The organism is Ruegeria sp. A5, assembly GCF_056543005.1.
In genome coordinates this window covers 194,397-207,224 of record NZ_JBQGAV010000001.1, presented here as the reverse complement: position 1 = coordinate 207,224, position 12,828 = coordinate 194,397, and the positions used below count along the sequence as shown (strand labels likewise).

The 12,828-nt window shown below is 58.8% G+C and carries 13 protein-coding genes; 9 read left to right on the top strand and 4 right to left on the bottom strand.

What is annotated here, in order from left to right:
• The first annotated feature begins 23 nt into the window (after window positions 1–23).
• The 3 genes from ACR0AY_RS01080 to ACR0AY_RS01070 all read left to right on the top strand — a co-directional run bounded on the left by ACR0AY_RS01080 (window position 24) and on the right by ACR0AY_RS01070 (window position 2,544).
• Complete coding sequence (locus ACR0AY_RS01080) at window positions 24–542, top strand: hypothetical protein (RefSeq protein ID WP_170393351.1); 519 nt, start codon at window positions 24–26, stop codon at window positions 540–542.
• A gap of 2 nt (window positions 543–544) precedes the next feature.
• Window positions 545–1,957 carry a 3'-5' exonuclease gene (locus ACR0AY_RS01075; RefSeq protein ID WP_170510424.1) on the top strand — a complete coding sequence of 471 codons (1,413 nt, stop codon included), beginning with the start codon at window positions 545–547 and terminating at the stop codon, window positions 1,955–1,957.
• 86 nt (window positions 1,958–2,043) lie between these two features.
• A complete protein-coding gene (locus tag ACR0AY_RS01070; protein WP_170405186.1) occupies window positions 2,044–2,544 on the top strand; it encodes a flavin reductase family protein in 501 nt (166 codons plus the stop codon).
• On the opposite strand, the gene ACR0AY_RS01065 is transcribed toward ACR0AY_RS01070, so the two are convergent.
• From ACR0AY_RS01065 to ACR0AY_RS01055, 3 genes are read right to left on the bottom strand one after another with little or no spacing between them, the layout of a single operon-like run.
• Window positions 2,541–3,020, bottom strand: a complete 480-nt coding sequence (locus tag ACR0AY_RS01065) for a DUF6505 family protein (RefSeq protein WP_170510427.1) — start codon at window positions 3,018–3,020, stop codon at window positions 2,541–2,543. The two genes, ACR0AY_RS01070 and ACR0AY_RS01065, sit on opposite strands and share 4 nt — an antisense overlap.
• Entirely contained in the window at window positions 3,017–3,715 is a 699-nt protein-coding gene (locus tag ACR0AY_RS01060) for a biotin/lipoate--protein ligase family protein (protein WP_170510430.1), read from the bottom strand. Before ACR0AY_RS01060 ends, ACR0AY_RS01065 begins: the two co-directional genes overlap by 4 nt.
• Complete coding sequence (locus ACR0AY_RS01055; protein WP_170510433.1) at window positions 3,712–4,773, bottom strand: Mrp/NBP35 family ATP-binding protein; 1,062 nt, start codon at window positions 4,771–4,773, stop codon at window positions 3,712–3,714. Before ACR0AY_RS01055 ends, ACR0AY_RS01060 begins: the two co-directional genes overlap by 4 nt.
• Window positions 4,774–4,905: 132 nt before the next feature.
• On the opposite strand from ACR0AY_RS01055, the gene ACR0AY_RS01050 reads away from it, so the two are divergent.
• Complete coding sequence (locus tag ACR0AY_RS01050) at window positions 4,906–5,634, top strand: cytochrome c family protein (protein WP_170510435.1); 729 nt, start codon at window positions 4,906–4,908, stop codon at window positions 5,632–5,634.
• Here the strand turns inward: ACR0AY_RS01050 and ACR0AY_RS01045 are convergent.
• Window positions 5,628–7,583: a 4Fe-4S binding protein gene (locus ACR0AY_RS01045; RefSeq protein WP_480453837.1), complete on the bottom strand. Its 1,956-nt coding sequence runs from the start codon at window positions 7,581–7,583 to the stop codon at window positions 5,628–5,630. The two genes, ACR0AY_RS01050 and ACR0AY_RS01045, sit on opposite strands and share 7 nt — an antisense overlap.
• A 250-nt stretch (window positions 7,584–7,833) precedes the next feature.
• Between ACR0AY_RS01045 and ACR0AY_RS01040 the strand changes: the two genes are divergently transcribed.
• The 5 genes from ACR0AY_RS01040 (at window position 7,834) to ACR0AY_RS01020 (ending at window position 12,827) form a co-directional block, all read left to right on the top strand.
• Window positions 7,834–8,388, top strand: a complete 555-nt coding sequence (locus ACR0AY_RS01040; RefSeq protein ID WP_170510438.1) for a DUF3305 domain-containing protein — start codon at window positions 7,834–7,836, stop codon at window positions 8,386–8,388.
• The gene (locus ACR0AY_RS01035) at window positions 8,385–8,966 is read left to right on the top strand and encodes a DUF3306 domain-containing protein (RefSeq protein WP_170510441.1); all 582 of its coding nucleotides are present in this window, start codon (window positions 8,385–8,387) and stop codon (window positions 8,964–8,966) included. The genes ACR0AY_RS01040 and ACR0AY_RS01035 overlap by 4 nt, the downstream gene beginning before the upstream one ends.
• A 4-nt stretch (window positions 8,967–8,970) precedes the next feature.
• Window positions 8,971–9,582: a molecular chaperone TorD family protein gene (locus ACR0AY_RS01030; RefSeq protein ID WP_170510443.1), complete on the top strand. Its 612-nt coding sequence runs from the start codon at window positions 8,971–8,973 to the stop codon at window positions 9,580–9,582.
• Between the two features lie 56 nt (window positions 9,583–9,638).
• On the top strand, window positions 9,639–9,827 hold the full coding sequence (locus ACR0AY_RS01025; RefSeq protein ID WP_170393361.1) for a ubiquinol-cytochrome c reductase iron-sulfur subunit N-terminal domain-containing protein: 189 nt from the start codon (window positions 9,639–9,641) through the stop codon (window positions 9,825–9,827).
• A 105-nt stretch (window positions 9,828–9,932) separates the two neighbouring features.
• Window positions 9,933–12,827, top strand: coding sequence for a formate dehydrogenase subunit alpha (locus ACR0AY_RS01020; protein ID WP_170393362.1), 2,895 nt, complete (start codon window positions 9,933–9,935; stop codon window positions 12,825–12,827).
• Window position 12,828: the final 1 nt, after the last annotated feature.

Sequence of the window (12,828 nt, the reverse complement as noted above, 5' to 3'; positions counted from 1 at the left end):
CTGGAAATGAACGGAGAAATCACATGTTTCTGGAACTGATCGGCACGATTTTTGCAGGCTTTGCCTTTGCGGGTGTCGTGATGGTGGTGAACAAGCTGACCGGGGGCCGCTTGCCCAAATGGGCCGCGCCGGTTGCGGCAGGTGCGGGGATGATCGGTATGACGATTACCAGCGAGTATTCTTGGTATGACCGTACGCGCGACCAACTGCCCGACAGCCTCACCATCGTGCAGGAGGTGGAAAGCCGCGCCTTTTATCGCCCTTGGACGTACGCCGTGCCCTTTGTCGACCGCTTTGCTGCGATCGACGCCACATCGGTACGCACCAATGCCAATTTGCCGGACGAGCGTCTGGTCGATCTTTACTTTTTTGGTCGCTGGGCACCGGTCTCGAAGATGCCGGTCGCTGTAAACTGCGCCGAAAACAGCCGCGCCAACTTGGCAGACGGGGCCGAATTCGCCGATGACGGACGTTTGCTGAACGCCAGCTGGATCAAGATCGACGCTGAAGATCCGGTAATCGAGGCAACCTGCGGGGTCTGACTATGTTGAACCATCTGAGCCTGCGCCTGAGGGTGTTCCTGTTCTTCCTATTACTTGCGGCAGGAGGGCTGATCATCAGCACCCTGGCTTTGTGGGTCGGTTATCAGAGGGCAAGTGATCCCGCTCTTATGGATGCGTTCATCTTCGCAGAGATACTGATCGCGTTTGGAATGTTGGCGCTAGTTGCCGGAGTCTGGCTTCTTTTTGATGATAACGTTGCAAAACCAATCGAGCGGCTCTCGGCCCAACTCCGGGCGCGCGCACACGCCGGGGTCAGCACGGATCTGGACCTTCAGGCGGCGCGCTATTTGGGCGATCTGGCCCCCGCCGCCGCTGGACTGGCCGAACAACTGGCTGCCAACGCCATGACCACGGCTGAGGCCGTGGCCGCGGAAACGGCCCATCTGGCCTCGGAAAAACAACGTCTAACGGCGCTGCTGACCGAGATTCCGGTTGCAATGCTTTTAGCCGGACCGAAGCATCAGATCGTTCTATATGACGCGCAGGCGGCTGAGGTGTTGGCACAGATCGCACATCCTCGGCTAAACGCCTCGCTTTTTGACTACCTCGAAGCGACGGGCCTGACGGATTCTTATGCGAAGCTGGTCAAGACCGGGAAAGACGTCCATTGCACGCTGACCAGTGTTGATGGGCGGCAATCCTATTCGGCCCGTATGAAACCCTTGGGCGATGCCCCTGGTTACATGCTGGTTTTCGATGACAGTGCTGCGCAGATCGACCCCGACGCGGCCCGCCCGCTGGTTTACGATTTCGAACTTCTCGACACACCCGGTGATGACGCGTTTGAAGTTAGACCTCTTTTGGACCTCTGCTTCGTGGTCTTTGACACCGAAACCACGGGCCTGCTCCCGCATAAGGATGAGATCGTACAGATCGGTGCGGTGCGCGTCGTAAAGGGTAAGATCGTCGAAGGCGAACGGCTTGATACCCTGGTCGACCCCGGCATCCCGATCCCCCCAGCTTCAACCAAAGTGCATAAGGTCAGCGACCGGATGGTTCAGGGTGCGCCTGATATTGCCGAGGCCGGCCGCAGCTTTCACCAATTCGCTCGTGATGCGGTCATTGTTGCCCACAATGCACCATTCGACATGGCTTTCCTGCGCCGCCATGCCGAGCGTATGGGGGTGGAATGGAGCCACCCCATTCTGGACACGGTCCTGCTGTCGGCGGTGCTGTTCGGGGCAAGCGAAACGCATACGCTGGACGCGGTCTGCGAACGGCTTGGCATAACAATTCCCGAAGCCCTGCGTCACACGGCCTTGGGTGATGCCGTCGCGACCGCCGAAGTGCTGGTTCGGATGCTACCGATGCTTACGGCCCGTAATTTGGTGACCTTTGGCGACGTCATCATCGAGACTCGCAAACACGGACGGTTGCTTGAAGACCTGAACTGACCAGAAATTGCTAAAACCACCGCAGCTTTCCGTAGACAATTCTGGCGTCGCGTGGCACCTGAGACAGGCCCATGTACGAGCGCGCGATGACTGAAAAGACCTTCATTCCCAGCCCCGAGCAAAGCCTTGCCTTTCGCGAGGCCCTGAGCTGTTTCGGCACCGGCGTCACCGTTGTGACCACAAATACCTCCGAGGGCCCTGCAGCAATCACGGTGAACTCATTTGCGTCTGTATCGCTGGACCCGCCGCTGGTCCTGTGGTGTCTTGATCGGGATTCGAACCGGTACGACGCGTTCCACAACTGCGAATATTACGCGATCCACGTAATGGCGCAGGACCAGCACGACCAAGCATTGCAATTCGCGCGAAACGGGTTCGATTTTTCCCATGCGGATTGGCAGGAGGATGACGCCGGGCGTCCCCGACTTGCGGAATGCCTCGCCCGCTTCGATTGCCGTCTTTCGGCCCGTCATGAGGCAGGTGACCACCTGATCCTTGTTGGTCATGTTGAACAGGTCATGCATCGCCCAGGTCAGGGGCTGATCTTCAAGCGTGGACAATTCGGCGGCTTCGCCGATCTGATCTAATCGTCCAGCGAGCCGTGGACGGCCAACGCTTCAAGTTGCGTCTCTTGCGGGGTGATCACGCGGAATGCCTCGTGTACCCCTGCACCCGTCAGCTCTCGGGCGACGGTCAGCAATGTGTTCGGGGCATGATCTTCGCACAGTTCGGACATATGTGAGATTTCGGCCTGCGCCACTTCTAACGCGGCTTCAACCGAAGGCGCGCCGTAGAATTGCACGAAATGCTCGGCGAGATATTGCGTGATCTGGTCAATCTCGGCTAGCTCGACCTGTGTGACGGCAACAAACGTAACGCGCCCGAAGGTTTCAAGCCCCAGCCATCCATTGGCAAAGGCCTGACGCGCCTTGCCTTCCAGATCAGCCTCACTCCAGTTCGAAAACTCGAATCCGCCCGAGATGCACCATTCACCGGTTCTTGCGGGTGAATGAAACACGTTTATATCGCTTTCATCAAAATGGATAGCACGGGCGAGTTTCATCTGGCGGTCTCCAATAATTCTGTCAGCGGGCGTAAATGTGTGTCCGCGCCGTCGCGGATCAGCATACCGAAGCGCTCGTCGGTGCCCAGAAAGACACCCCCTTCTCCAATAGGTTCTCCAACACCGCGCAGCAGCCCCATCCACTCAGCGTGAAGCGGCGCGTTACCGTCCTCGTTCCAGCGGTTCAACCAGGTCAACATGTGACGCGACCAGCTCTCGACCAACTGCGTCGCAGAAACCTCGGCGCATCCTTCATCATAGAGCGAGGTAACATCCGGTGTTTCCCCTGGTGCATCGCTGGTTTGAAGCAAGGCCAGCTCCCAACCAACGATCAGCCAATCGGGAACCTCATCCACCTCGGCAGACGACGCTGCAACTTTTATTGTCCCACATTTTGCACCGTTTACACAGATCAGCCCATCCCAACCCAAGTGCACCGCGACCTCGGGTGGGGCCAGCGCGCCCAGCGCATTCTGGAACCCGACAGCACAAAGCGGCAGCATCGCCATAGCATCCCGCAACGGAACCTCGGGCGCGAATACTATCGCAACGCGCAGACGATCCGCCTGAATATTGTGGACCACAGTTCCCGCGTCACAGCCCAGCGCTGCCATGGCCTGGGCCCGCTCGAACGGGTCTTCGCCGGCCTTGGCAGGTTGCCCTTTGAGCAATGGGGGAAAGACCGGCTGGGTCACGCGTTGCCCTTGGCAATCATGTCGCGGGCGATCTTGCGGAAGGCTTCGGCTTGCGGGCTGTCAGGTTTGCTGACCACGATGGGGGCACCCCCGTCGGCGGCAACTCGGATATCCAGATGCAGCGGAATTTCCCCCAGCAATGGCACGCCCAGCGCCTCAGCTTCTGAGGCAACACCGCCATGGCCAAAGACATGCTCTTCGTGTCCGCAATTCGAGCAAATGTGCGTCGACATGTTTTCGATCATCCCAACAATGGGCGTCTTGAGCTGGTTGAACATATCGATCCCCTTGCGGGCGTCGATCAAAGCAACATCCTGTGGGGTTGAGACGACAATGGCTCCATCCACTTGAAACTTTTGGCTCAGCGTCAGTTGCACATCGCCGGTTCCGGGGGGCAGATCAACGATCAACACATCCAATGCGCCCCATTGCACCTGACTCATCATCTGCTGCAAGGCGCCCATCAGCATGGGGCCGCGCCAGACAACCGCCTGCCCTTCGTTGGTCATTAACCCCATCGACATCATGGTGACACCGTGATTGCGCAGCGGCAGGATCGTCTTACCATCTGGGCTGGCCGGTCGCCCCGACACACCCAGCATCCGGGGTTGTGAAGGGCCATATACGTCTGCGTCCAACAGGCCTACGCGACGGCCTTCAGCAGCCAGCGCGCAGGCAAGGTTGGCCGACACGGTGGACTTGCCCACGCCACCCTTGCCCGACGCAATCGCGATGATCCGGTCCACACCGGGAACGGCCTGCGGTCCGGTTTGCGAGGGCTTTGGCTTGGGCTTCAAATCAGGCGGCGCCTTGTCCGAATGCGCGGTCAACATTGCCGAGACCTTGGAAACACCATCAACCATCTGCGCCGCCTGTTCGGCTGTGGCGCGTACGGGCTCCATCTCCTCGGCCTGTTTGGGATCGATCTCCAGCACAAACCGAACGGTATCGCCTTCAACATTCAATGCACGCACGATACCCGCGCTCACAATATCCTGACCAGAAACCGGATCGGTAATCTTCTTTAAGTTCGCTAGAACTGCATCACGGATGCTCATGCCGTCTTCCCCTTGATCCGCCCCACGCTGGGCGCCTTGCGTATCGACAGAATATAGTCGCCGCTCATTGCATGTGTCTCCGTCTCATTTTGTACATTTGACGCATCGGGTCAGCCACCGTTAGGCTTAACCATGCGCTTTGTCCTGTTGTGCCTGAGCCTGACGCTCACCGCCACCCCCTCTTGGTCGCAAGAGGCATTGGGCCTTGCCGCCCCGGATGAAGTGACAAACTCAGGTCTTTTGCAACATATTCTTCCGCGCTTTTCTCTCAAGACCGGTATACGTGTTGTTGCGGATGAAAGCGGCGTCATGTCACTGGCCCCAAGTTCGCCCGGCGATCCGGTCTTTGCCCGTGACGGGGTGGTCTATCATCTAAGAATCGACGACAGCGCCAAGCAGGTAAGGTTTCGTGAATGGCTACTTTCCGACATTGGCAGACGGACGGTTGAAAACTTCATCCCCGACGAGGGCACGCCCTTTAGCGCAAGTTTCGAAACTGCCACTGTTACCAAAGAGGTCGTGGTCGACGGAAACGCGCTGCTTGGCGAAGATCTGTCGATGACCCATTGTGGCCGGTGCCATGTGATTGGCCCACAGAATCGGATGAACGGGCTGGGTTCGACCCCGTCTTTCGCAGTGCTGCGCGCAATGCCCGACTGGTCGGAACGGTTTCAGGCGTTCTTTGCCCTGAACCCACACCCAGCTTTCACGCAGATCGAGGGCGTCACCGAACCTTTCCCGCCCGAGCGCCCCTCGCCGATCCATCCGGTCGAGATGAGCCTGGATGACCTCGAAGCAATTCTGGCTTTCGTGACCGCCATGCGCGCCGCCGATCTGGGCGCGCCACTGCAACTTCAGTGATCCTTGCGCTTTGAAAGGTAATCATCCGTTGTGACAACCCGAGGTCTGGGGGCGGATTGAAACGGATTGTCAGCGCTATGGAACTGGGCGTTCACCCGGCAATTGTCGCACATCTGGATCATCCGCGCCTGATCCGAGGTCGCGAACATCGGATGTGTGCCCGACAACTTTTCCATGATCCGCTCAACCGTTGATTTAACGCCAAACGCTGCGCCGCATTCGACGCATTCAAAGGGTTCCTCTTCATTCAGCACCTGTTGTGACAGCGCTTGGTCGCTCAGATCAAGCTGGGGCACTAGTGTGATCGCCTGTTCTGGGCAGATCGTTCGGCAAATCCCGCATTGCAGGCAGGCGTCCTGCTGGAAATTCAACTGCGGCTTGTCCGGGTTATCGATCAGCGCCCCCGATGGGCAAAGGGACACGCAACTCAGGCACAATGTACAGGTGTCGGTATTCACTGCAATCGCGCCATAAGGCGCGCCCTCGGGCAGGGCCAGCGGCACCTCGACCTCCGGGTTCAAAGCTTGCGCCGCCAGACGCGCTATTTGACGACGATTACCCAGTGGAAGCACCGGATCAGCCAATGGCTGCGGAACATTCTGCGCATAAAGCAGATCTGCCAGCGCATCCGGGTCGGTTTCATCAATCAGACTCAGCGCGTCGTGCACTGCGATAGCCCGAGCCAGCTCTAATTCACGATCAAGCGCGTCCCGTTCGGTCTTGGGGCTAATCAGGATATCGGCGCGCGCAAAGCCATGCGCCAGCGCTGCGAGCATCTCGGCATGTCCAAAGCCCGAAACCACATTCAGCTCAAGCGGAATGACATCCGCTGGCAGTCCCCGTCCAAACCGGGCCGCCATCCGGATCATCTGCGCCCCATGGGCGTCGTGCACCAGTAATCGCGGTGCAACGCCGCCCGCGCGCCGGAAGGTCCGGGCCAGTATGTGCATCCGCGACAATACCGCCGACACCGGAGGATCTTCATATGTAATGGCAGTCGACGGGCACAACGCCGAACACTCACCGCACCCAGCGCAAATCATCGGATCAATGGCTACATGATCGCCAGCCGGTGTGATCGCACCGGTCGGGCAGACGTCCAGACAGTTTGAACACCCCGTTTGTTCCGCTCGCGAATGGGCGCAAAGCGTCTCATCCAATCGGACATAGAGCGGTTTTTCAAAGGTCCCGGCCAGTTGCACCGCTTCAAAAGCAAGACGCGCGACGGCCACCGCATCGCGGGGATCAGCGCGCAAGTACCCCTCGCGCTTTTCGGGGGCATTAACCAAAGGTGCTGCTCCGATCAGATCAACAACAATGTCGCAGCGCGACGTTGCACCGTCACGGGGTGCGCTCCAACCAAATTCTCCGCGTCCACCGGGATCTAGTTGCTGCACTTCATCCAGATGCCAAACAAATCCGCCCAGCGCGCCGGTCAGTCTGCGTATTCGTGCGCGCGCAACGTCATAGTTGCGGCTTAGCGGTTCTGCATCGTCAACCAAAAGCACAGTCACGGCCAACACAGCGGACAGCTGTTCGGCCAACGGAAAGACAACCTCTCCGGGCCCCACAATACAGCAGGTACCTTCACTGATGACATCGAAACTTGGAGTCACTGGCTGCGGCAGTAATGCCTCAGCCGCGAGCGCAGCCATTTTGGGGGTTGCATCGGTCCCCTGTTCGGACCAGCCAGCTCGGTCGCGCAGATCGACAAATCCGGGGGCTTCAACACCCAGTTCCTCGGCAAGCTCGCTAAAAACTGCACTTTCCTGAGCGCAAGCAAACACCACCTGCTCATCGCCCGTCATCAACTCGGCGGCAGTTTGAGTCTGGCGCGTACAAAGGGCGGTATGCACCTTCGAGCACTCCGTATCGCAGGCTGCAGAAATACCATCTGCGTTCAGGGACTGCGTCCCTTCGCAATCACACAATATGAGCTTGCTGGCCATTTCCCCTCCCGACGCTGCGTTCTGCCCCATCAGCAGCTTAGACCCAATCCGCGCCGAGGCAATGCGAAGCATCAGAGAAAATCCCGATATGTGCATTATTTTTCATCACAAATCGCCATCAAAACCTGAAGTTGGAAATAAACTCTAACTGAATGTCTCATATTAGGCGAAACTAGACTTGGCAGGTCGCCAATTTATGTAACATAGTACATCAATGGAAGGCAGGGGAGAGCCTTCCGGGGAGGAGCCAGTGGCCAAGGCCGCAAGCCGGACTGAAATGACAATTGGCGTCGTCGTGCGCAGAACACCCGGGGTGACACGCTGGGCGCGTTGGAACTGGCGCGCGGTCGCTGTTTTGCCAGGTGCAGGGCCTGCCGACTGGCAAGAGTTGCGACGTGAAGGTGAGGCCATCGAATACCATGCAGCCACCCTGCCCCTCACCCTCTGGGCCGATGAAACCGAAGCCTACATGGTCAACCTGTCGGACGGTCAACCTTCGCTGTACCTGGTTTTGCGGGATGAGCTGAAAGGCGAAACACCCCTGAATGCCGTATTGATCACCGCCTCACCGTTCGAGGGGCAGGATTATGCGGATACCGGCGAAGAGATCGTTGAGAAGATTCCGATGACCGAAGGGTTGATTGCATGGCTCCGCGATTTCACCTTGCAGCATCATCAGGACGAGGTGTTCATAAAACGTAAACGGGATAAGAAACGCACCGATCTGGTGGAAGACGGCAAGGGCGATGCACGAATCCGGCAGGATTCAGATGTCTACCGGGCTCCGCGTCGGGTGCTGCAATGACCCAGACCCGCGATTTCTGGTCCCGCCGCAAGGCCGCCGTTCAGGCCGAGACCGAAGCAGAAGCTCTGGCCGCAGAGGAACAGATCATCACAACGCGGCAAGCTGAGCTGGAGGAAAAAAGCGACGCTGAAATTCTGGCCGAGTTTGATCTGCCCGATCCCGATACACTGGAAGCCGGCGATGATGTCTCGGGCTTCATGGCCAAAGCTGTACCTGACCGTCTGCGCCGCCGCGCCTTGCGGCGCCTATGGCGGTTGAATCCTGTTCTGGCCAATGTCGACGGGCTGGTCGATTACGGCGAGGATTATACCGATGCGGCCTGCGTGATTGAGAACATCCAGACCGCGTATCAGGTTGGCAAGGGTATGTTGGCGCATGTCGAAGCGCTCGCTGCCGAGGCAGAAGTGTCCGAAGCAGAAACAGAAGCTGACATGCCCGAGGCGATCGAGTCAGGTGAAGAACCGATCAACGCCGTCGAACCTGAACCGGAAGCCCCACAGATGGCTGAAATGGAAGAGCCAGAGGAGATCGAACTCCCCCCTGCTCCACGCCGTATGAAATTCGAATTCGAAGGATAACTCTATGACCGCAGACAACGCGCAAACATTGGATATCTCGACTGAGGATCGTCTGCGTGCGGATTTCTATAATTTTCTTGGCCTGCTATTGGCCGGTCCACCCGATCAGTTGCTTTTGGATCAGATGGCCGGGCTAAGCGGTGATGACTCGGATCTAGGTCAGGCCATTCAGGCAATGGCACGGGTGGCCAAGGTGACCAAGCCTGCCGCCGCAGAGCGCGAATTCAACGCACTGTTCATCGGATTGGGCCGAGGCGAACTGCTGCCTTATGCCTCTTTCTACCTGACGGGCTTTCTGAACGAAAAACCCCTAGCGCAGCTGCGCAATGACATGGCCGCGCGGGGCATCACCCGGGCGCAGAATGTTTATGAACCCGAAGACAACATCGCCTCGCTAATGGAAATGATGGCGGGCATGATCGTCGGTCGGTTCGGCGCGCCCGCCACGCTGGAAGATCAAAAGGCGTTCTGGAGCAAACATATCGGGCCCTGGGCCGCGCATTTCTATTCGGATTTGGAAGGTGCCGAGAACTCGATTCTCTACGCCTCGGTCGGCACGGCTGGTCGGGTGTTCATGGAGATCGAACGTGAAGCCTTTCGAATGACGGCGGCCTAGCCCGCCACTCGCCGGTGCCTTTAGGCACCAAACCGCAATTGGGACAGGAGGAGCCCATGAGCAAGACCAAGGAAGAAGGCGCAACGCGCCGCGACTTCCTGAAACTGGCCGGAACCGCAGCGCCCGCTGCTGTAGCCGCCGCCAGCCTGTCTGGGAAAGCCGAAGCAGCCGAACTGCCGACGGACGAAACCCGGATGCAGGACACCGCGCACACGCGCGCATACCTCGACAGCGCCCGGTTCTGACCCGGACGTAGTCATACCCGACTGACGGTTGCGATCGGCCCTGAAGTCGGTTTCGCGAAGTACCAAGCCAGCCATGGGTTACATGGCCAGCAAGGGAGGAAAGAAATGCTTAGGAAAAAGACCAACGGGGTTGCGAGACGCCCCCAGCGGACAAGTATCCTGTCCCAGGTCGGCGAGAAAACCGTCGATCGCCGCGCATTCTTGCGTGGCTCGGGCCTGACGATCGGCGGCCTTGCCGCGATCAGCGCCACGGGTGGAACCGTGACGCCCGCCAGTGCCCAGACAGCGGCAAACACCGCCGTTGAGAATATCAAATCCGTATGCACTCACTGCTCGGTCGGCTGCACGGTCGTTGCCGAGGTACAGAACGGAGTCTGGATCGGGCAAGAACCCGGCTGGGACAGCCCATTCAATCTGGGTGCACACTGCGCCAAGGGGGCCTCGGTCCGCGAGCACGCCCATGGCGAGCGCCGCCTGAAATATCCGATGAAAAAGGAAGGTGGCGAGTGGAAGCGCATCAGCTGGGAAGAGGCGATCAACGAGATCGGCGATGGCATGATGAGCATCCGCGAAGAATCCGGGCCGGACAGCGTGTACTGGCTGGGGTCTGCGAAGCACAATAACGAACAGGCCTATCTGTTCCGCAAGTTCGCCGCCTATTGGGGCACGAACAACGTGGACCATCAGGCGCGTATCTGCCACTCGACCACTGTTGCGGGTGTTGCGAATACATGGGGCTACGGCGCCATGACCAATTCGTACAACGACATGCACAACAGCCGGGCCATCTTCATCATCGGTGGTAACCCGGCCGAGGCGCACCCCGTCTCGCTGCTGCATATTCTGCGTGCGAAAGAGCAGAACAATGCGCCTTTAATCGTCTGCGACCCGCGCTTTACGCGCACCGCGGCCCATGCGGATGAATATGTCCGCTTCCGCCCCGGTACCGACGTCGCTCTGATCTGGGGTATCCTGTGGCACATCTTCGACAACGGCTGGGAGGACAAAGAGTTCATCCGCACCCGTGTCTGGGGGATGGACCAAATCCGTGAAGAGGTTGCCAAGTGGAACCCGGATGAGGTTGAACGTGTCACCGGCACGCCCGGCTCGCAGCTGCGCCGCGTCGCACGGACCATGGTGAACAACCGCCCCGGTACCGTTGTATGGTGCATGGGTGGTACGCAGCACACCAACGGCAACAACAACACTCGCGCCTACTGCGTGCTTCAGCTTGCGCTTGGCAACATGGGCACCTCGGGTGGTGGCACCAACATCTTCCGCGGCCATGACAACGTGCAAGGCGCGACAGACCTTGGTGTTCTGTCCCATACCCTGCCCGGCTACTATGGCTTGTCAAAAGGCGCATGGGGTCACTGGGCCCGTGTCTGGGGTGAAGAGCCCGAGTGGCTTGCAGGCCAGTTCGCCACGATTAAAGACAAGGAAGGCAAGGATAAACCGCTGCAGAATGAGCGCGGCATCCCGGTCTCCCGCTGGATCGACGGTGTTCTGGAAGACCCAGCTAACATGGATCAGGACAACAATGTCCGCGCCATGGTTCTGTGGGGCCACGCGCCCAACTCGCAGACCCGGATGACGGAAATGAAGACGGCGATGGAGAAGCTGGACATGCTGGTCGTGATCGACCCGTATCCCACCGTCTCGGCCGTGCTGCATGACCGCACCGATGGCGTCTATCTGCTGCCCGCCTGTACGCAGTTCGAAACCCGTGGCTCGGTCACGGCCTCGAACCGATCGCTGCAGTGGCGGGACCGCGTGGTCGAACCTCTGTTCGAAAGCCTGCCGGACGAGGTCATCATGGCCAAGTTCGCCAACAAGTTCGGCTGGGCGGATCGGTTCTTCCGCAATATCGAGATGGAAGATCCCGAAACCCCGAATGTTGAAAGCATCACGCGTGAGTTCAACAGCGGCCTTTGGACAATTGGCTATACCGGTCAGTCGCCGGAACGTCTGAAAAGCCATATGGCCAACCAGCACACGTTCGACAGAACCACGCTGCAAGCCATTGGTGGCCCCAACGACGGCGAGTATTACGGTCTGCCCTGGCCCTGCTGGGGAACGGCTGAGATGGGTCATACAGGGACACCAAACCTGTATGATATGTCCAAACCGGTGGCCGAAGGCGGCCTGACCTTCCGCGCCCGTTTCGGCGTGGAACGGGATGGTGACAACCTGCTGGCCGAAGGGGTCTATAGCGTTGGGTCGGAAATTCAGGATGGTTATCCGGAATTCACGATGCAGATGCTGATGGACCTTGGCTGGGACGGTGATCTGACGGCTGAGGAACGTGCGGCCATCGACGCCGTTGCGGGACCAGAGACCAACTGGAAAACCGACCTTAGCGGCGGTATCCAGCGGGTCGCGATTGCCCATGGCTGTGCGCCCTTCGGGAACGCAAAGGCACGCGCGGTCGTATGGACCTTCCCGGATCCGATCCCACTGCACCGCGAGCCGCTCTATACAAACCGGCGCGATCTGGTGGAGGACTATCCAACCTACGATGACCGTCAGGCCTATCGTCTACCTACCCTTTATGCGTCGATCCAAAAGAACGACTTTTCAAAGGATTACCCGATAATCCTCACGTCTGGTCGTCTGGTCGAGTATGAGGGTGGCGGCGATGAGACGCGGTCGAACCCGTGGCTGGCTGAGCTCCAGCAGGACATGTTCGTCGAGATCAATCCGCGCGATGCCAACAACCTTGGTATTCGGGACGGATCACAGGTCTGGGTCGAAGGTCCTGAGGGCGGCAAGGTCAAGGTGATGGCGATGCTGACTAACAGAGTCGGCGCCGGTGTCGCCTTCATGCCCTTCCACTTTGGCGGCCATTTCCAGGGCGAAGACCAGCGGCACAAGTATCCTGCCGGTGCAGACCCCTATGTGCTGGGTGAAAGTACCAACACCGCCCAGACCTATGGCTATGATTCAGTGACCCAGATGCAAGAGACCAAAGCGACTCTCTGCAAAATCTGGTCAGCGTAAG

Excerpts from the sequence above, each read along its gene's own strand:
- ACR0AY_RS01080 (WP_170393351.1), top strand. The coding sequence starts at position 24 with ATGTTTCTGGAACTGATCGGCACGATTTTTGCAGGCTTTGCCTTTGCG.
- ACR0AY_RS01075 (WP_170510424.1), top strand. The coding sequence starts at position 545 with ATGTTGAACCATCTGAGCCTGCGCCTGAGGGTGTTCCTGTTCTTCCTA.
- ACR0AY_RS01070 (WP_170405186.1), top strand. The coding sequence starts at position 2,044 with ATGACTGAAAAGACCTTCATTCCCAGCCCCGAGCAAAGCCTTGCCTTT.
- ACR0AY_RS01065 (WP_170510427.1), bottom strand. The coding sequence starts at position 3,020 with ATGAAACTCGCCCGTGCTATCCATTTTGATGAAAGCGATATAAACGTG.
- ACR0AY_RS01055 (WP_170510433.1), bottom strand. The coding sequence starts at position 4,773 with ATGAGCATCCGTGATGCAGTTCTAGCGAACTTAAAGAAGATTACCGAT.
- ACR0AY_RS01050 (WP_170510435.1), top strand. The coding sequence starts at position 4,906 with ATGCGCTTTGTCCTGTTGTGCCTGAGCCTGACGCTCACCGCCACCCCC.
- ACR0AY_RS01045 (WP_480453837.1), bottom strand. The coding sequence starts at position 7,583 with ATGGCCAGCAAGCTCATATTGTGTGATTGCGAAGGGACGCAGTCCCTG.
- ACR0AY_RS01035 (WP_170510441.1), top strand. The coding sequence starts at position 8,385 with ATGACCCAGACCCGCGATTTCTGGTCCCGCCGCAAGGCCGCCGTTCAG.
- ACR0AY_RS01030 (WP_170510443.1), top strand. The coding sequence starts at position 8,971 with ATGACCGCAGACAACGCGCAAACATTGGATATCTCGACTGAGGATCGT.
- ACR0AY_RS01025 (WP_170393361.1), top strand. The coding sequence starts at position 9,639 with ATGAGCAAGACCAAGGAAGAAGGCGCAACGCGCCGCGACTTCCTGAAA.
- ACR0AY_RS01020 (WP_170393362.1), top strand. The coding sequence starts at position 9,933 with ATGCTTAGGAAAAAGACCAACGGGGTTGCGAGACGCCCCCAGCGGACA.